General features: G+C 54.2%; 18 protein-coding genes and 1 tRNA gene. 9 read left to right on the forward strand and 10 right to left on the reverse strand.

Features of this window, described 5'->3' with window-relative positions; translation table 11 throughout:
* Positions 1-34: 34 nt before the first annotated feature.
* Positions 35-1,711, reverse strand: coding sequence for a diguanylate cyclase (locus ACK4HN_RS10660; protein WP_409877620.1), 1,677 nt, complete (start codon positions 1,709-1,711; stop codon positions 35-37).
* A 211-nt stretch (positions 1,712-1,922) separates the two neighbouring features.
* Between ACK4HN_RS10660 and ACK4HN_RS10665 the strand changes: the two genes are divergently transcribed.
* Positions 1,923-3,011 (forward strand): chlorophyll a/b binding light-harvesting protein, encoded by a 1,089-nt coding sequence (locus ACK4HN_RS10665; protein WP_409877621.1) that lies wholly within the window; start codon positions 1,923-1,925, stop codon positions 3,009-3,011.
* A 75-nt stretch (positions 3,012-3,086) separates the two neighbouring features.
* On the opposite strand, the gene ACK4HN_RS10670 is transcribed toward ACK4HN_RS10665, so the two are convergent.
* From ACK4HN_RS10670 to ACK4HN_RS10680, 3 genes are all read right to left on the reverse strand, one after another.
* Entirely contained in the window at positions 3,087-3,305 is a 219-nt protein-coding gene (locus tag ACK4HN_RS10670; protein WP_409869334.1) for a hypothetical protein, read from the reverse strand.
* Positions 3,306-3,307: 2 nt separating this feature from the next.
* On the reverse strand, positions 3,308-3,961 hold the full coding sequence (locus ACK4HN_RS10675; RefSeq protein ID WP_409877622.1) for a DUF3318 domain-containing protein: 654 nt from the start codon (positions 3,959-3,961) through the stop codon (positions 3,308-3,310).
* A gap of 67 nt (positions 3,962-4,028) precedes the next feature.
* Positions 4,029-4,102, reverse strand: a tRNA-Pro gene (locus ACK4HN_RS10680).
* 681 nt (positions 4,103-4,783) lie between these two features.
* On the opposite strand from ACK4HN_RS10680, the gene ACK4HN_RS10685 reads away from it, so the two are divergent.
* The 5 genes from ACK4HN_RS10685 to ACK4HN_RS10705 all read left to right on the forward strand — a co-directional run bounded on the left by ACK4HN_RS10685 (position 4,784) and on the right by ACK4HN_RS10705 (position 8,091).
* On the forward strand, positions 4,784-5,305 hold the full coding sequence (locus ACK4HN_RS10685; protein WP_409877623.1) for a FeoA domain-containing protein: 522 nt from the start codon (positions 4,784-4,786) through the stop codon (positions 5,303-5,305).
* 84 nt (positions 5,306-5,389) lie between these two features.
* Positions 5,390-5,938 carry a 16S rRNA (guanine(966)-N(2))-methyltransferase RsmD gene (gene rsmD / locus ACK4HN_RS10690; RefSeq protein WP_409869337.1) on the forward strand — a complete coding sequence of 183 codons (549 nt, stop codon included), beginning with the start codon at positions 5,390-5,392 and terminating at the stop codon, positions 5,936-5,938.
* A 218-nt stretch (positions 5,939-6,156) separates the two neighbouring features.
* On the forward strand, positions 6,157-7,119 hold the full coding sequence (locus ACK4HN_RS10695; RefSeq protein WP_409869338.1) for an aldo/keto reductase: 963 nt from the start codon (positions 6,157-6,159) through the stop codon (positions 7,117-7,119).
* Between the two features lie 21 nt (positions 7,120-7,140).
* Complete coding sequence (locus ACK4HN_RS10700) at positions 7,141-7,317, forward strand: hypothetical protein (RefSeq protein WP_409869339.1); 177 nt, start codon at positions 7,141-7,143, stop codon at positions 7,315-7,317.
* Positions 7,318-8,091 (forward strand): cobalt-precorrin-6A reductase, encoded by a 774-nt coding sequence (locus ACK4HN_RS10705; protein WP_409869340.1) that lies wholly within the window; start codon positions 7,318-7,320, stop codon positions 8,089-8,091.
* Here the strand turns inward: ACK4HN_RS10705 and ilvD are convergent.
* The 6 genes from ilvD to ACK4HN_RS10735 form a co-directional block, all read right to left on the reverse strand.
* The gene (gene ilvD / locus ACK4HN_RS10710; protein ID WP_409869341.1) at positions 8,072-9,754 is read right to left on the reverse strand and encodes a dihydroxy-acid dehydratase; all 1,683 of its coding nucleotides are present in this window, start codon (positions 9,752-9,754) and stop codon (positions 8,072-8,074) included. The genes ACK4HN_RS10705 and ilvD overlap by 20 nt on opposite strands.
* Before the next feature lie 40 nt (positions 9,755-9,794).
* Positions 9,795-10,772 carry a stage II sporulation protein M gene (locus ACK4HN_RS10715; RefSeq protein WP_409869342.1) on the reverse strand — a complete coding sequence of 326 codons (978 nt, stop codon included), beginning with the start codon at positions 10,770-10,772 and terminating at the stop codon, positions 9,795-9,797.
* Positions 10,762-11,067 (reverse strand): hypothetical protein, encoded by a 306-nt coding sequence (locus tag ACK4HN_RS10720; RefSeq protein WP_409853940.1) that lies wholly within the window; start codon positions 11,065-11,067, stop codon positions 10,762-10,764. Before ACK4HN_RS10720 ends, ACK4HN_RS10715 begins: the two co-directional genes overlap by 11 nt.
* Positions 11,068-11,459: 392 nt before the next feature.
* On the reverse strand, positions 11,460-12,527 hold the full coding sequence (gene mtnA, locus ACK4HN_RS10725; RefSeq protein WP_409869343.1) for an S-methyl-5-thioribose-1-phosphate isomerase: 1,068 nt from the start codon (positions 12,525-12,527) through the stop codon (positions 11,460-11,462).
* 76 nt (positions 12,528-12,603) lie between these two features.
* Positions 12,604-13,551 carry an asparaginase gene (locus tag ACK4HN_RS10730; protein ID WP_409869344.1) on the reverse strand — a complete coding sequence of 316 codons (948 nt, stop codon included), beginning with the start codon at positions 13,549-13,551 and terminating at the stop codon, positions 12,604-12,606.
* A gap of 43 nt (positions 13,552-13,594) precedes the next feature.
* Positions 13,595-14,086: a CGLD27 family protein gene (locus tag ACK4HN_RS10735; RefSeq protein ID WP_409869345.1), complete on the reverse strand. Its 492-nt coding sequence runs from the start codon at positions 14,084-14,086 to the stop codon at positions 13,595-13,597.
* Position 14,087: 1 nt separating this feature from the next.
* Here ACK4HN_RS10735 and ACK4HN_RS10740 point away from each other — a divergent pair, with 1 nt between their 5' ends.
* The 3 genes from ACK4HN_RS10740 (at position 14,088) to infB (ending at position 18,503) form a co-directional block, all read left to right on the forward strand.
* Positions 14,088-14,912: a precorrin-8X methylmutase gene (locus tag ACK4HN_RS10740; protein ID WP_409877624.1), complete on the forward strand. Its 825-nt coding sequence runs from the start codon at positions 14,088-14,090 to the stop codon at positions 14,910-14,912.
* Positions 14,893-15,444, forward strand: a complete 552-nt coding sequence (rimM, locus tag ACK4HN_RS10745) for a ribosome maturation factor RimM (RefSeq protein ID WP_409869347.1) — start codon at positions 14,893-14,895, stop codon at positions 15,442-15,444. Before ACK4HN_RS10740 ends, rimM begins: the two co-directional genes overlap by 20 nt.
* A gap of 194 nt (positions 15,445-15,638) precedes the next feature.
* Positions 15,639-18,503, forward strand: a complete 2,865-nt coding sequence (gene infB, locus ACK4HN_RS10750) for a translation initiation factor IF-2 (RefSeq protein ID WP_409877625.1) — start codon at positions 15,639-15,641, stop codon at positions 18,501-18,503.
* Positions 18,504-18,539 lie beyond the last annotated feature (36 nt).

Raw genomic sequence — 18,539 nt, forward strand, 5'->3', positions numbered from 1 at the left:
TTGCCTGAAAATCAGTGTGCTTCTTTAGGATAGCTTATTCCTCTGGGGAGGAAGCGTTGGCAAATTCTGGGGCGGCCTCTTGGGGGGCGATGACAATCTGAGAGCGTCCTGCTGCTTTAGCGGCATAGAGGGCATCATCGGCTATCTTCACCAGTTGCAGTAAGCTTTGTCCATGGGTGGGAAATTGACTGAGACCGGCACTAAAACTTACCTTAAAGCTCTTGTGATTGGGGGGGTGAAATGTGTGATTGCGCAATCGCTGCAAACAGATGGCAAGGCGGTGTCTAGCCACCTCAAGGGAAATGTTGTAGAGGGCAATTAAAAATTCTTCGCCGCCCCAGCGAGCAACCACATCCTCCAGGCGTAGGGACTGGCGCAACATGCGGGCAGTGGTCACCAATACCTGATCGCCAATGTCGTGACCATAGGTGTCATTGATGCGCTTGAAATGGTCTAAATCTAAAACGGCAATGCAGAGGGGCTGTTTTTGGCGACTGGCAAGAGTCAAAAGGCGCTCAATATCCTCGGTGGCCTTGCGGCGGTTACTTAAACCGGTCAGGGGATCCACCTCTGCTAGGCGTTTGAGAAGGCGAGTCCGCTCTAGGCGATTGATAACCCGCGTGATTAGCTCAGGACCGACAATGGGTTTATTGATAAAATCATCGGCGCCCACGGCAAAAATCTGAGTGACTAGGGACGGATCAGTGGTGGCAGTGAGAAAAAGGATAGGAAGCTGGTTCCAGCGCGGATCATTGCGCACCACTTGGCAGAGTTCTAAGCCATTGATACCGGGCATCTGGACATCCAAAATCACTAGTTCGGGATGGGTGGCCTCTAGGACATCCCAAAATTGATTGGGATCCTGCACCGCCGTGACACTCATGCCCCAAGGTTCTAAAAGCCGTTTCAAAATGGCGAGGGTGACGGCGTCATCATCCACGGTCAGGATACTGGCGGAGGTAATCTCTTGGGGCTGTAGTAGCTGTTCAAGGGTCTGTAGCAGCCGCCCAAGATCCACGGGCTTACTCAGAGTCATCCGCGAGCCAAGGCGAATGGCGGCCAAGCGATCGCGCCACGTGTCGTTGGCAGTAAACACCAGTGCAGGGATGGGCGGACGATGTTGCCGCAATTGCTGCAAAAATTCGCGGGTGGTGACCGCATCGGGCATCACTTCAGGATTGAGAATGACGGCATTGGGCCAGCACTCCTCAAGGAAGGTCTTGACCAGTGGCCAACTATCCATGGCGACGTAGCGAAACCCACCATCGGTGGAATGTTCCTCAAGGGAGCGAATTAACTCAGCATCGTTGTCAATGTGGAGAACAAGGGGCAGGCCTGACTCGTTGTGATTCTCTGGTTTAGGGGTGGCGATCGCGCTAAGGAGTTGCTGGACAATTTCAAGGAGCGCTGCTGGGGAGCAGGGATAGTGGTAGTAAATGACTTGGGTGTCTGGCTGAGTGGGTGAGTTGGTGCGGGTGAGGACTAAAATTGGCTCCTGAAACCCGCGATCGCGGACTTGATGGCAAAAGACCTCAATGGCTGTGCCCAAGTGAGACTCATCCACAATCAACAGGTGGTAGCGACGACTGGCCAATAACCCCCAGAGGTCTTCGGGACGCGCCACCACATCCACCCGATGATCGGCAGTGGTCAAGATAGAAACTAATGTTGCTGCCGTTGCCACGTCGTTGTGATAAAGCAAAATGGCCATACTTGCCCGCCAACCACCTATTGCTATCAGCCTACTCTTTTGCCTTAATCTTGCTCAAGTTCTAGAAGATACAGGGTAGTTACATATCTTTACATTTCTATCTTTGCTAGATGCTAATAATTCTCAATAGCGGTGCTATAGTAAGCCTAGGCATTATTGAGACTTATCCTCAATAAGCTCAGTGCTGATACCTTTATCGAAGGAGGAATGTATGGTAATCTCCACTGAATCCACCACCTCTGCGACTAGACCACCCACAGGTGCAGGCTTACAAACCTACGGTCAAGCCGACGTTAAGTACGACTGGTGGGCAGGCAATGCCCGGTTTGTGAACCTTTCAGGGTTGTTTATCGCTGCCCATGTAGCCCAAGCAGCGCTGACGGTATTTTGGGCGGGAGCGTTTACGCTGTACGAAATTTCCCAGTACAAACCTGATCTACCCATGGGGGAACAGGGTTTGATTTTATTGCCCCATCTGGCAACCCTAGGCTTTGGCATCGGCGAGGGCGGTAAAGTAGTGGATCTATACCCCTACTTTGTCATTGGCGCTGTGCATCTCATTTCCTCAGCAGTCCTCGGTGCGGGTGCCCTCTTTCACACCTTTCGTGCCCCTCAGGATCTCAGTACCGCCACAGGGCGAGCACGGCGCTTCCATTTCCGCTGGGACGACCCGAAACAATTGGGCATTATTCTGGGGCATCATTTGCTCTTTTTGGGGTTCGGTGCCCTGCTGCTCGTATTAAAGGCAACTATTTGGGGTGGACTATACGACGCAAATTTGCAAACCGTCCGCCTTGTTACTCAACCCACATTGGATCCCTTTGTTATCTACGGCTACCAAACCCACTTTGCCAGTATTGACAATTTGGAAGACTTGGTGGGCGGGCATATCTACATCGCCGTCTTGCTGATTGCAGGTGGGATTTGGCATATTCTTGTGCCACCGCTGACTTGGGCACGGAAAGTCTTGATGTTTAATGCTGAAGCCATTCTCTCCTACTCCCTAGGCGGCATTGCCCTTGCGGGATTTGTAGCCGCCTATTTCTGCGCGGTAAATACCCTCGCCTATCCCGTAGAGTTTTATGGTCCTCCCTTAGAGGTGAAACTGGGGATTGCTCCCTACTTTGCGGACACGATTGATTTGCCCCTTGGGCAGCATACCCCCCGTGCTTGGCTGGCAAACGCTCACTTTTTCTTGGCCTTTTTCTTCCTACAGGGGCATCTTTGGCACGCCCTACGAGCCATGGGATTTAATTTCAAACAATTAGAAACTTTTCTCAATCCAGCTGTTGAAAGCTAATTGCAATAGTTCTCCCTTTGAGCGATAGCGATCGGTGCTGCCCTCGGTCGGAATGATCGAGGGTTTTTTGTGAATTCAAGGAAGGCTTTCATTCTTTTGGGAGCGTCTGCTACTTCTGAGCTGGCGCGCGATCGCTGGCGCAAAGAAAATCAAAAAGGCCACTTGCGCCGTGAAGACCCAGCCATAGTACCGCAGCACAGGAGATAGATCCCACTGCGCCATAACCCCCAAGCTGGCCACTGTCCATAGGAGAATGACCGTTGGCAGCAGCAGGTGGCGTTTGGGGCGTGCCATGACTAGGACTCTGCGGCGATATCGTTTTGCATGGCCTGCATACGGGCTTTGGCTTTGGCCGCACTCTTTTTCAGCGCCTGCAGACGCAGTTCATAGCGTTTGCGTTGGCGGCGGTTAGGGGCTTGCTCAATCAAGAGCTTGAGGGCACTGCCAAGGCTTTTGTAGGCGTTGGGCAGTTCGTAACCAAAGCGAGTGGCAAGGGCGATCGCCCGCTCATCGGCAGCAATGGCTTCCTTAAGAACCTTTTCACTATTGTTGCGCCGGTAGAGCCGCCAGCCCGAAAAAGCACACAGTCCAAGCGCCAGCATCAGTAGCAGGCCGTCTTGCACCCAGAGTTCACCCACAGCCCCCCCCAGACCAATGGCCAGTGCAGCCATTTCCCAACCGTCGCGAGGAATCGTGTCATTTTGAATGCGAGCCACTTCGTGCCAAAAGAGGAGATTGCGCTGATCCTTGGCCAATTGATCCCAACGGGCTAAATCAATTTGAATTTCCACCTCATCCTTGCCAATTTCCTCGCAGGTGATGAGGGGAGGATTCACCCCACTGGCTGGTTCGATCGTCACCCAGCTTTGCAGCTCCGGGGGCAACAGAGACTTAAGGCGGCGCAATTCTGCCAAGTCAGAACGGGCAACTGAGGATGCAGCCGAGGTCATAGTACAAGATAATCCTAGGGTATTTCTTATCTGTCTTACTCTATCTTAACAGTTGGCGGTTGCCCAATCGGGATGACAGGATTTGAACCTGCGACCCCTTCGTCCCGAACGAAGTGCGCTACCAAGCTGCGCTACATCCCGCTAGCTTATCTAAGATAGCATTTGGCGGCTGTTTTCTCAATTGGCCTGTGGGGATTATGCAGCAAAAAATTTAGGCCAAATTTAGTCCCTAGTCCAAACTAGGGCAGCCAAAACTCTCTCTAAGAAATAGTTTAAGAAATCTGCTCTATTGCGGCAACCACAATAAGCTATGGATAAAGAGAACAACACTCTCCCTCTCATGTGCGGGCAGAGTTTGAAATCACCTGAGATCGAGTGTTTGCCCTGATTGTTTTGTTCATCTGCTCACAGCGGAACATTGCCCATCTAAACAGCTCTACGCAGCCAGAAAAGCTATCCTAGTGACTCTGCTGTGCTTGATTGGACAGGCTCGGCTTTTTCGCGATCTAGCTTTTTAGTATGTCTCGTATGAGATTAAATATCTCATAAAAAGCCTTATTATGAGTCCAAATATCTCATTTAAGATAAATTCGCGACAAGTTGCAAATATAATACCCCCTCTGGGAGGGAATGGGCGCTTTCTTTTTGAGGTTAAGACTTGCTAAAGTCATGGCGTTACGGCAAGGCTGTGCTATAAATTGAGAAATATCTGCAATAAGCTGCTTTCAAAAAGTTGTTAAATGCAATATGTCATCACCCTTGTGGTTGCCGTTTACCTACATTGCCGACCCCCATTTTCGGAAACGGCGCCGGAGAAAAGATATGTCTAAACTGATTTCCCTTGCCGAAGCGAAGACGGGCGATCGCTACACGATTGCTGAATTGACCTGCGATAATACTCAGCAACTGTTGGGGATGGGGCTTAGGCCGGGGGCAGTCATTACTGTTTTACACAGGAGCGATCGCGGAGCAGTCATGGTGGCGCTCGCTTCCAGCCGGTTTTGCATTAACCACGAGTTAGCCCAAGACATCTGGCTCAAGGCGATTGACCCTGTAGAGGCGAACCTGCGCACTGCTCCCATTGGTGCTCGTCTACGCATTGTTGGCTATGCCCCCACCCATCCCGCTTACAAACGCAAATTATTAGCAATGGGCTTAACTCCCGGCACGGAAAAGGACTCTTTTTTATCGATCAGGAAATTGGCAGGCTTGCCCAAACCAAAGCAGCCACAACAATGGAGTCATTGCCCTCTGCCTAACCAATGGGTGCCGCTTGAGAAAGTGTCATGTGTCGCTCTCCAAGTTCCCAAATGCTCAGAGTACTGTTTAGGTAGTGAGGAGTGATTCGCAAACGCAAGTCCTGGGGTCGAAACACGGCAAGACTCCCAGGACTTTTTATTTTGGGTTGGAACTCCTACTCTAGAAAATATGCCTCTGCGAATTTCTGGCCAGCGATCGCTCAAAACGCTTCCCGGCCATAACACCCGCCCCACCAGCGCCAAGGTTCGCCAAGCCATTTTCAATATCTGGCAGGGTCGTCTGCAGGGGTGTTGCTGGCTGGATTTGTGCGCAGGTACTGGGGCAATGGGCGCAGAAGCCCTGCTGCGGGGCGCTGAGTGGGTAGTGGGAATTGAGCAATCTTCCCAGGCTTGCCAAGTCATCCGTCAAAACTGGTCAACCCTGGCCCAGCCCCATCAGCGCACACTGGTTTTGCGGGGGGATGTCCGCCAGAAACTCCTCCAACTCCCTGTGCCGCAATTTGACTTTATCTACTTTGACCCCCCCTACAAGAGCGATTTATATCTCCCCGTTCTGCAGTTACTTTGGCAACAAGGGTGTCTGAGGCCAACGGGGGAAATTGCCGTGGAGTGTCACACCAAAAACCCACCGGATTTAGAGGCCATTCTAGCGATCGGCTGGCAGCAAGAGCGGATTAAAACCTACGGCAGTACAATGATTCTTTTCCTCCGCCGTTAACCTCACAACCTATTTTCACCTACCACTGGGGCGCTCAAAACTCTAAGAGCGCATTAGTTGCAGCAGAGGGCGGATCACGGTAGAGTGGCATAGAGTTCTCAGGGGGGAGATTGGGGCAGCTACACGGGAGGGCAAATCCCCTGAGCGTGTCAAAATGTCCAAAAATATCTCCTCCAAAAATATCTCCAAAATGTCTCGTTCGCTGATTCAATTGTGGTATGCAAACCCGTCCCCTTGGTCGCACCGACATTCAAATCACGCCGCTGATTCTTGGCACTTGGCAAGCCGGTAAACGTTGGTGGGTGGGCATTGAAGATGAGGAGTCCATTCGCACGATTCGTACGGCTGTCGAAGCAGGCATGACCACCATTGATACGGCAGAGGTCTATGGGGAGGGTCATTCAGAGCGGATTGTAGCCGCAGCGGTGGGCGATTTGCGCGATCGCTGTGTCTATGCCACGAAGGTGTTTGCCAATCATTTGCGCTACAAAGACGTGATTGCCGCCTGCGAGCGATCGCTGCGCAACTTGAACACCGACTACATTGACCTTTACCAAATTCACTGGCCCGCCGGTTCCTTTGGCTCAGAGCCTGTGCCCATTGAGGAAACCATGCAGGCGATGGTGGAGTTAAAAGTTACTGGCAAAATCCGCGCCATTGGGGTCTCCAACTTCTCCCGTGCCCAACTGGCTGAAGCCATGCAGTACGGGCGCATTGACAGTGTCCAGCCTCCCTATTCCCTCTTCTGGCGCTGGGCGGAAACAGAATTAATTCCCTTTTGCATTGAGCACGACATTACCATTTTGGCCTACTCCCCCCTTGCCCAAGGGTTGCTCACGGGTCGCTTTGGGCCTGACCACCAGTTTGATCCCGAAGATAACCGCGCCAAAAACCAACTCTTTCAGGGGGAAACCTATGCCCGTGCCCTTGAGGCCATTGAACTCATGAGACCTATTGCCACCAGCTTGGGCACTACGGTGGGGAATTTGGCGCTGGCCTGGGTCTTGCATCAACCGCAAACCTGTGCTGTTGTTGGCGCCCGCCATCCAGAGCAGGTGCTAGAAAACATCAAAGCGGCTGACCTACACTTGGATCAGTCCATCTTGGCCATGCTGGATGAGATTAGTCAGCCGGTCATCGCCACTCTTGATCCCAAGAATCCAGTAATGTGGAAGTGGTAGTTCAGATTCACCAGCCTCTCTATGGAACTCCTCGTTCTTGGTGCAATTGTTCTCTACTGCTTAATTGCCCTGCGCTTTTGGCAAGGGTTTCACCGCACCTACTACACCCAATCGCGCTTTATTCTTAGCGTGCTGTGGCTGCCCCTCCTTATGAATAAGTCCTATCGGGAAAACTTTCGCCGGGCACTCCTAGGCTAGGTGGGGGGAGCAATTTGGCTGATTGGCGGCACCCAAGAGAGTCGCTGGATTGCGGATTTAATCCTATCCCAAGGGTTTCCCTGCTGGGTAAGTGTGACAACATCAGCCGCCTCTGGTCTCTATCCAGCCCATCCGTTGCTCACATGCCATGTCGAGCGCCTAACCCCTAGGCGTGCCCGCGAGTTGATTCAACAACACGCCATTCGCGGGATTGTGGATGCTTCCCATCCCTTTGCAGCGGAGATCTCTGCCCTTGCCATGCAGCTTAGCCAAGAACTGGGGCTACCTTACCTGCGCTTTGAACGCCCAAAGTTGCCCCAAGCAACGGGTATTTATACAGATTTAGCGACGCTGCTGCAAAGTAATCTCTTAGGGGGAGAGCGGGTGTTGTTGACCTTGGGGGTAAAACACCTAGCAGCCTTTGCCCCCCTCCAGGCTCAGGCAACTCTCTTTGCCCGAATTTTGCCGACGGTGACAGCGTTAGAAACGGCTCTTGCGGCTGGATTCGATCGCCGGCGCTTAGTGGCCATTTTCCCGCCTGTGTCCCTTGAGCTAGAGCGCGCCCTCTGGCAGCAGTGGCAGATTACAACGGTAGTCACCAAGGCCTCGGGCACCGCAAGTGAGCAGATCAAGCAGACCCTTGCCCGTGAGTTGGGGGTCAAACTGATTACCCTACAGCGGCCGCCGCTGAGTTATCCCCGCCAAACGGGCGATCGCGCCGGTGTCGAGGCCTTTTTGCAGGAGTTAGCCTCCCCTAGACAAAGCGATCCGTGACCGCCCCTAGGCTACTAGAAGAGACGAGTTTGGCATACTTTGCTAAAACGCCACGGGTATAGCGCGGCGCCGGTGGCTGCCATTGAGCGCGGCGTGCCGCCAGTTCTTCCTCACTGACATTCAATTGCAGGAGTCGCTGGTGGGCATCAATGGTAATCAAGTCTCCCTCCTGCACAAGGGCGATCGTCCCCCCCACCGCTGCTTCCGGCGCAACGTGACCCACGACCATGCCATAGGTACCGCCGGAGAAGCGACCATCGGTAATGAGGCCAACGCTATCCCCTAGACCAGCCCCAATAATAGCAGAGGTGGGAGCCAGCATTTCCCGCATCCCTGGACCGCCAACGGGGCCTTCATAGCGAATGACAATGACATCGCCGGAGTTAATTTTGCCGCTAAGAATGGCCTCCAGACAGGCTTCCTCGGAATCAAAGACGCGGGCAGGCCCAGTAATTTGGGGATGTTTTACGCCGGAGATTTTGGCGACAGCACCTTCAGTGGCCAGATTGCCCTTGAGAATAGTCAAGTGGCCGGTGGCATAGAGGGGGTTATCAAGGGGACGAATCACCTCTTGATTGGGGTCGGGGCGATCGGGCACATCCCGCAGCCGCTCGGCAATGGTTTCGCCTGTAATCGTCAGGCAGTCCCCATGGAGGAGGCCGGCATTGAGGAGCATTTTCATCACTTGGGGAATGCCGCCCGCCCGATGCAGATCGGTGGTGACGTATTGCCCTGAGGGTTTGAGGTCGCAAAGGACAGGCACCCGTTGGCGAATGGTTTCAAAGTCATCGAGGGTGAGAGGTACCTCGGCGCTGTGGGCGATCGCCAGAAAGTGCAGCACTGCATTTGTCGAGCCACCGATCGCCATAATCACACTGAGGGCATTTTCAATGGACTTGCGGGTGATAATATCGCGCGGACGGATATTTTTGCGGATGGCTTCCACGAGCACCTTGCCCGCCAACTCCGTACTGTCGGCTTTTTCGTCATCCTCTGCTGCCATGGTTGAGGAGTACATCAGGCTCATGCCCATGGCTTCAAAGGCGGAGGACATGGTGTTGGCCGTAAACATGCCCCCACAGGAACCCGCCCCCGGACAGGCATGGTGTTCAATGGCATGGAGGGTCGCCTCGTCCATTTTGCCGGCACTAAACTGACCCACCGCTTCAAAAGCACTGACAACGGTAAGGTCTTGCCCCTGCCAGTGACCGGGCTTAATTGTCCCCCCATAGACAAAAATGGCGGGAATGTTCATGCGGGCCATGGCCATCATTGCGCCGGGCATATTTTTGTCGCAGCCGCCGATCGCCAGCACCCCATCCATACTTTGGGCATTGCAGACCGTCTCAATGGCATCGGCAATCACCTCCCGCGAGACCAAGGAGTATTTCATCCCCTCGGTGCCCATGGAAATGCCATCGCTGACGGTAATCGTGCCAAATAACTGCGGCATGCCCCCTGCGGCGCGAATGCCGGCTTCGGCACGACTGGCTAAGGTAGCAATCCCCATATTGCAGGGGGTAATGGTACTGTAGGCACTGGCCACCCCCACAATCGGTTTGTTAAAATCCCCATCGCCAAAGCCTACAGCCCGCAGCATGGCTCGGTTGGGGGTGCGTTGAATGCCTTCTGTGATGATGCGACTGCGCCAGTTTTCTGCCATAGTGTTCTCGCGATCGGCCTAACGTCAATAAAGCATCCTTTTATTTTCCCCCAGCTGTGGGCGATCGCTCCAGCGGCCAAGCCAAATAAAACATCAAAGCAGTTAATAATCCAAGACCGGAAAGATACTTGACACTGTTGGGAATCAGGGGATTTGGTGACCAAAAGCCCTCGATAATACCCGCAATTATCAACAGCGGCACGATCCCAAACATCAGTTGCGCAGCTAAGGCACCATTGCGCTTCAAGGCGCTAAGGCGACGGTATCGCCCCGGCAAGAGAAGCGCCTGCCCCAGCAACAGACCTGCTGCCCCCGCTAGAAAAATGGCGGGCAACTCTAAAGCACCATGGGGACTGACAAAAGCCCAAAAGGGGTACTCTAGGTTGTTTTGCGCCACAAGGGCAGCGATCGCCCCCATATGCAAACCATTGTTCCAGAGGATGTAGAGGGTTCCCAGCCCCCCTAGAATTCCCCCCGCCAACATTGCAAAGGCAACACTCAGGTTATTGGTCATAATGGCACTAGAAGCCAAGGGTTCAACTCCCACAATTGACCCCAGCCACAGCTTCCCCTCCTTTTCTACCAAGGAAAGAATGTCCGAGGGCACCACCAGTTCCAAAAACTGGCGATCGCGCCACCCATACCACCAGGCGATCGCAGCGGCCACCAGAAACACCCCCAAAGCAAAGGCCGTATAGCCCCATGTTTGCTGGACAACCGCTGGGAAGCCCCGCTGCAAAAACCCCCAGACCCTGCGCCAATCTTGGGAGCGCCGACCCTGATAGACTTGGCTGTAGCCACGCAAAGTTAGACCCTGCAAATAGGTGACGATGCTACTGCCCAAGCGGCGCGTTTTTGCCCGTGCCAAATCCGCACTGACCACGCGGTACAACTGACTGAGGCGGCAAATCTCCGTTGCCGATAGGCTCTGAATGCCCTCGGTCTCAGCACGGTTGAGAAGTTGTTCTAGCTCTAGCCACTGCGGCTCTTGGCGCATCAGCCAGTGTTCAACATTCACGACTATCCGATTCCTCTTGAATTGCTCCCAAAAAGGACTCTAGGCGTTTGCGGGGAATGTAGGGCCAGCCGCCATTGGTTTCAATGTCCCGCAGCAGTTTATAGAGTGCTTGGCGGTTGGTGGGCAAGGCTGTCTGAAACTGATTGTCACAAATTTCACGGTGCAGTTGTTCCAAAAGTCGCAGCAGTGCCAACAGGTCATGGACATTCCCATTGGCTTGGTCAGCCGCCATACGGATGCGTTCCGCAAGGGCATTGAGGTCGGTTGGACTTAAATGCGATGGCGAGGAAATCATTTTTTCTATAAAGCTTTTTGAACTGAGAATAAAGACTTTCTAGCACAGTTGCTAGGATCGCAGTACTACTCAAGGAAGAGATGTTGATCATGTTTCGGACACCGGTTGCCCTTGTGGGAGCAGCAAAGTTGAACCTAGGTCCGGCGATTGCTCCCCCTGTCTTGGCAGAAATGCGGTGGATATAGATTCCCGTCACCTCTATAGGAACACCCACGGCAGTATCCAAGTGGATTTTGGCCTCTCGACCTTGGGGGACGATTACTGGCATAAAGCAACGGCCTCCTACAATCCCTACGATGTTAAAAGTGAGTATTACGGTTGGGATTGGAGGGGAACTCAAAGCCATTCCCCCGCTACGATAGCAGGGGATATTGCCCGTGGGTCTGTCGTCGTTAGCCTGCTACTGCACCAATACCCTGTGCGAGGTCAGCGGGTGCAAAGACCCCCAGCTCCGTAATAATCCCACTAATGAGATGGGCAGGGGTGACATCAAAGGCAGGATTGTAAAAATCCACGCCCGCGGGTGTAATGCGGCTAAACCCCACCTGATAAATTTCTTGGGGGTGTCGCTCCTCAATAGGAATTTCCGCCCCCGTGGCAATTTGGGTGTCAATGGTAGAAAGGGGTGCGGCAACAAAGAAGGGAATATTGTGGGCTTTGGCGGCAAGGGCAACACTATAGGTGCCAATTTTGTTAGCAGTATCGCCATTGAGGGCTATGCGATCGGCACCCACCACTACCGCGTCAATCATCCCCCGCTGCATACAGTGCGCCGCCATCGTATCGGCAAGCAGGGTGACGGGAATGCCCTCCTGCACACATTCCCAAGCAGTTAACTTCGCCCCCTGCAGGCGAGGACGAGTTTCATCGGCATAGAGTCGCTCCAAGCGACCTGCTGCCCAAGCCGCCCGAACTACCCCTAACGCTGTTCCATAGCCTGCTGTTGCTAGGGCACCGGCATTGCAGTGGGTGAGCAGACGCAACTTCTCGGGAGTTTTCGGCAGGACACTGAGGCCGTTTTTGCCAATGGCTTGACAGGTTTGCACATCTTCACGGGCAATGGTTTGGGCGGTTTCAAGAAGGTGCTGCTGGAGTGCCTCAAGGGAAACGGCAGGCTGTTGAGCTGCTGCTAGCATGCGATCAATGGCCCAAAATAAATTCACTGCCGTCGGGCGCGTTTGCCGCAATTTGGCAGCCACATTCTCAAGGTGAGCCAAGAAGCCCTCGCGATCGCTCCCCCTGTATTCCCGTGCCCCTAAGACCATACCAAAGGCAGCAGCAACCCCGATCGCCGGCGCCCCCCGCACAATCATTTCGCGAATGGCTGTAGCCATTTCGGCAGCGGTGGTGATGTCCTTGAGGACGTACTCTTCTGGCAAGCGGGTTTGGTCGATTAACTGCACGCGATCGCCCACCCACACCACAGGAAAGATGGTTCCAACCCTTGCCGTGACAGCCATAGCAGCCTCCGTGCTCACTAAAATTGACTACCCATCATAACCCAAGGGGGAGCCTATCAGTCTGGAATTTAGCTCCCTAAGCAAAGGTCAGTTCACCATTGACCTCAAGACGGGTAAATTGGTTGGGAATGAGAAACTGCTCCCCTAAGGTCTCCGCGACACTGGGAGTAATCCAGCCCAGTTGCTTCAACAGTTGAATGGCAACGGCATACTTGGCCCGCTTGGCACCATCGCTAACTTTAATGGCTAATCCCATGCCCTCCCCCACGCGCGCTATGCATTGAATCCCCTCAGCCCCCGACTTACTGAGAATTTCCCCCTCCGTCAGGCGCATCAGCTCACTATCAAGGGCACCGGGGCCGGCCACAAAATCTGGGTGGTGAGTCATGGCACGCACAACGCGCTCCATTGCCCAGTCATTGCCCGAGGCCAGTTGGCCGTAGAGGGTGGCCATCTGTACCAGTTGCATCAAGTACGTGGGCGCCCCACAGTCATCGTGGGCATAGATAAATTCTGCGGCGGGCATCTTGAGCAACTCTGCCACCTTGGAGAGGATTAGGGTCTGCACCGGGTGATTTTTGTGCAGATAGCTGGCCAATGGCCAATTGCGCTGTTGACAAACCGCTAGCATGCCGGCGTGTTTCCCCGAACAGTTGTGCTGGAGTGCCCCTTGGCGGCCGGCGGGAACGGGACATTGCAGGGCGGTGGGATCCACATCGGCACGCCAGAGGATATTAAAGACTTGGCGCACCTGCTCGATCCGGCCTTGGTGAGAGCTGCAGATAATGGCGAGGTCGCGATCGCTCAAATCAAACCGCTCCATGGTGCCGGTGGTGGTCACTGCCAAGGCTTGAAAGGGCTTGAGGGCAGAGCGGACAAAAGCAGCGGTTTCTCCATTCCCTGCAAGGGCAAGAATTCGACCCCGCGCATCACAGACAACAGCATGGGCATGGTGGCGCGACTCAACAATCCCTTCCCGCAGTAAGCAAACCTCGAGGGCAGGGGCTTGGGTGCGTTTGGACATAGGTTCGGTCATGCGGGTAAATGAGCAACAGTATCAGCAGCAGCTACAGGAGTGCCCAAGCAAGGGCAAGCCCCACAGAAAAGATGCCTAGCGCCAAAAGGGTTACCTGGAGCCGTTGCAAAATCGGGCGCAACTCGTAGGTATAGATCAGGCGATCTTGAGCCAATTCAGCTTCGGGCTTTTGCCACTCTTGACCGTCATACCAGCCCGTTTCTTCATAAACGACGGTGGGACGTTGCAGGCGATCGCCGACGTAGGCCCAACCCAACACAAGGCGCAGGAGGATGAGTAATAACAAAAAATTGGCTCCTAGGGCAGCGGCTAGGAAGGTGTGAAGGGGGACTTCTTTGAGAGGAAAGCTGGCGATCGCCACCGGCCCACTGACCAGCCAAGCCCCTCCCCACAGCAGTAGCAAACGCCGTTGAAAACGTGGCCGCGGCCAACTCGACCATTCAAAAAACCAAGAGGCTTTGAGGTCACGATATTCGTTGATCGGTCGTTGATCTGCCGGGACAGGACAGAGAATCTGAGACACAGTGGCACAAGTTCAAGGACGCTGTTTCCAGCATACCAGTCTCGCTGAAATCGTGGATCGCCACAGCATGCATGAAATCGGGCGATCGCCCCGTACACTAGAGAATGGCACACTCCCCTGTGCCGAGTGGCACAAAACTTTTGCTGCTATATTAATTGTTGCCAAGGCGTTGCCACATGAATCATTCTTTAACTTCCTTGCGGCACTGTTGATGGAATGGCACCAGTCTGATGTTGCGCAATTGCGTGTAATTGACCAGTTGCTGGCAGGACACAACCTGAGTCCAGCAGAGTACGACATTGCGCGCCGCGTAATTTATGCCACAGGGGATTTAGAGTATCTCAATCTCATTACTTACTCAGAGCAGGCTCTGCAATCCGGTGTGGCTGCCCTCGCCGCCCATACCCCGATTGTGGTGGATGTTACGATGGTGCAGGTGGGCGTCCTCTCCTACACCCAAAACACCTTTGGCAATCCCATTTACTGTGGAGCAGAAACCTTTACCCGTCCGCAGCAGGAAAAGTCCCGCATTGCCTTTGGCATTGAAACCTTGGCACGACGCCATCCCACAGCCATTTTTGTCCTCAGTAGTGATCATTCGGCTCTAGAACCCCTCCTGACCTTGGTGGAGGCTCAGGAGATTCGCCCCGCGTTAATTATTGACGCTGCCCCCAATTTTCTCTCCCCCATTTTGGAACGCCTGCAGAAGTCTTGGGTGCCCCACATTGCTATTAAGGGTTGCAAGGGGGGCGTGAGCGTGGCCACAGCAATTATGAACGGTTTACTCAAGTTGGCTTGGACCGCCTATGGTGACCCCCTGCCCTGAGACGAGTGAATGGCTCTGTATCGGCCAAGTTGTCGGTGCCCACGGCCTGCGGGGCGAAGTCAAGGTCAAGCCCTTTAGCGATTTTCCCGAGCGCTTTACGGTGGCGGGTTGCCGTTGGTTGCGATCGCCCCGGCAGCCCCAACCCTATGCTGTCACCCTCGTGCGCGGGCGATTTTTGCCTCGGTCTGAGCAGTTTGTGGTCACCTTTGCAGAAGTCAGCGATCGCACCGCAGCGGAGGCGCTTAAGGGATCCCAAATTTTAGTCCCCGCCAGCGATCGCCCGCCCCTTGCAGCCAATGAATACCACCTCATGGACTTGATTGGACTCGCAGTCTATCACCAAGGTGAGCGGGTTGGGGAAGTGGTGGGCCTAGTCAATGCCGGCAATGACTTGCTGGAAGTGCAGTTACTCAACCCAGTGCAAGAAGCCCCCCCATCAGTGTACATTCCCTTTGTGCCTGCCATTGTCCCAGTGGTTGATCTAGCAGCCCGACGCATTGAAATTGATCCCCCCTTGGGGCTGTTGCCCTGATCAATCCCTACCAAAATCGTTAATAATAGGGGTACCTCTATTTTTTTAGCCCCGACTCTTGAGATTGTTGTTGAGTGAGTTGCCCCAACCCATCCCTTAAAACCCGTTAATGCCACCTTGACGGTAGCCTTTACCTGAGCGATCGCCCTACCGTTTGTCCTTTCGTAGAGATTTCAGCGCCTTTGAGAGAGAGCATGAGCATTGGTAAAGTTCGCATTTATGACCTATCCAAAGAACTCAACCTAGACAATCGAGATCTATTGGCGATCTGTGAACAGTTGGGAATTGCCTATAAAAGTCACAGCAGTACTATTTCCGAGGCCGATGCCGATCGCATTCGCGAAGCGGCCAAAACCTATCAACCCCCCAGCGCCTCCCCCCGCAAAGTCTCAAAAACCCCTCCCCCAGTGAAAAAAGCCCCAGCTCCCCAAAAAACACAGCAAATTGTGGCGGTGCACACCCAAGCCCACTCTGAGCCGCCAGAAGCACCCAAGCCTCAATTACAACAGCCTCCCGCTCGCCCCCAAGCACTGCAAGCGCCGACACGACCCACGCCCCCTGAACCCATAGCCCCTAAGGCTGTGGCACCCGTGGCGCCCAAGCCCCCTAAACCTGCGGCCAAACCCGAACCGACACCACCGCGTCCAGCGCCGACTTTAGCTCCGCCACCCGCTCGCCCCACCAAGAAGGTGGAAACAGTTGCTGCAGCTCCCCCGCCCCGCAAAGAGCTAAAGGAACCCCCTAAAAAAGAGAAAGGGGCGAGCAGTCAAGATCGCATTGAAATTGTGCAGCGGGCAGTTCCCCCGGCACCCGTCAAGCCGGAAATGGCGCCCAAGCCAGCTTTACCAGAGCTACAACCGCCACCCAAACCCGTTGTGCCAGTCCTGCGGGCACCGAATCCGCCGAAGCCCGTCACCGAAACCGTTGAGGTACTCGATGACAAGTCTGTTAGCAAAGTCATCAAAGACCGCCACCGTCGCAAAGACTTTGATGATGAGGAGAACAAACGCAAATCCTCCCGCGCCGCCAAGTTGCGTGAAGAAGTCATTGATGAAGAAGAAGAACTCGAACTCACCAGCCGTTTAGTCGGGGTACACCAAGTCACGGTGGATGTGAGTCAATCGCTGCAACGGCCACCCAAACCTAAAGCCCCGCGTCCGGCTCGCCCTGTTACACCAGCGGCGAAAACTGAAAGAAGCAGCGAGAAAAAACAACCCCGCCAGCGCGATCGCCGTCACGAAGAGCCAGCCGAAGCACCACCTCCCGATCACATTACGATTGAAGGCCCAATGTCAGTGCAGGAGTTAGCCAGTTTAGTGCGTCGGCCCGAAGCGGAAATCATTAAAGTCCTCTTCTTTAAGGGAATCGCCGCCACCATCAACCAAACCCTTGAGGTGGAAACAATTGAACTCGTGGCCAAGGAATTGGGGATCACAGTGGAAACGGCACAGCAGAAAGCCGAGGCCACAAAAGTCACCGAAATGCTGGAGTCGAGCGACCTCGATCACCTGCAACGACGTCCTCCCGTGGTCACAATTATGGGGCACGTGGATCATGGCAAAACTAGCCTGCTCGATGCCATTCGCAATACCAAAGTTGCCCAAGGGGAAGCAGGCGGTATCACCCAGCACATTGGCGCCTACCACGTGGATGTGGAATACAACGGCGAAAAACATCAGGTGGTCTTCCTCGATACCCCGGGTCACGAAGCCTTTACCGCCATGCGGGCACGGGGGGCACGGGTTACCGATATTGCCGTTCTCGTCGTTGCTGCCGATGATGGGGTACAACCCCAAACCATTGAAGCCATTAGTCACGCCAAAGCAGCCAAAGTGCCGATCATTGTCGCCATTAACAAAATCGACAAAGAATCTGCCCAACCGGAGCGGGTCAAGCAGGAACTCACTGAATATGGTCTAGTGCCTGAAGAGTGGGGCGGCGACACGATTATGGTGCCCGTCAGTGCCCTACAACGGCAAAATCTCGATACCCTTTTGGAAATGATCCTCCTAGTGGCGGAAGTAGAGGATCTCTGCGCCAATCCCGATCGCCCCGCCAAAGGCACCGTCATTGAAGCCCACTTGGATCGGGCACGGGGTCCTGTGGCCACATTGCTGGTACAAAATGGGACACTGCGGGTCGGCGATATTCTGGTGGCGGGTGCCTGTTTTGGCAAAGTCCGCGCCATGATTGACGATCGCGGGCAGCGGGTCGAGGCAGCAACCCCCTCCTTTGCGGTGGAAGTTTTGGGTCTGGCGGACGTGCCTGCTGCCGGGGATGAATTTGAAGTGCTCAACGATGAAAAAGCTGCCCGTGCCCTTGCGGAAGAGCGAGCTGCCGCCCAACGCCAATCCCGCCTTGCTCAAGCCGCCGCCGCCCGTCGGGTCTCCCTTACCTCGTTGTCCAGTCAAGCCCGCGAAGGGGAACTCAAGGAACTCAATCTCATTCTCAAAGCCGACGTTCAAGGTTCCGTCGAGGCAATTTTGGCGGCTCTCAACCAACTGCCCCAAGATCAAGTGCAGTTACGGGTTTTGCTGGCTGCCCCCGGCGAAATTACCGAAACCGATGTTGACCTTGCCGCTGCCAGTAGTGCCGTCATCATTGGCTTTAATACCACCCTTGCCTCAGGGGCACGCCAAGCAGCAGAACAGCACAACGTGGATGTCCGCGAATACAACATCATTTACAAGCTCCTCGATGATATTCAAGGGGCAATGGAAGGGCTACTGGAGCCTGAGCTGGTTGAAGAAGAGCTGGGTCAAGCGGAGGTACGGGCAATCTTCCCCCTCAGTAAGGGAATTGTTGCCGGCTGCTATGTGCTCAGTGGCAAGCTGGTACGCAACTGTAAAGTGCGGGTGCTGCGCCAGCAAAACGTCATTCACACGGGCATCTTGAGTTCCCTCAAACGCATGAAAGACGATGTCCGCGAAGTGGCGGCGGGCTACGAATGTGGCGTGCGTTTAGACGACTTTGAACTTTGGCAGGAAGGCGATATTATTTCTGCCTTCCAAACAGTGACTAAGCGTCGTAGTTTGGCAGCAAGCGGCGATAAGGCATAGAATAAAGCTAGGTTCTGGGTTGTTTCTCTGTTGATG

The organism is Thermosynechococcus sp., from assembly GCF_046299655.1.
Lineage (GTDB): Bacteria > Cyanobacteriota > Cyanobacteriia > Thermosynechococcales > Thermosynechococcaceae > Thermosynechococcus.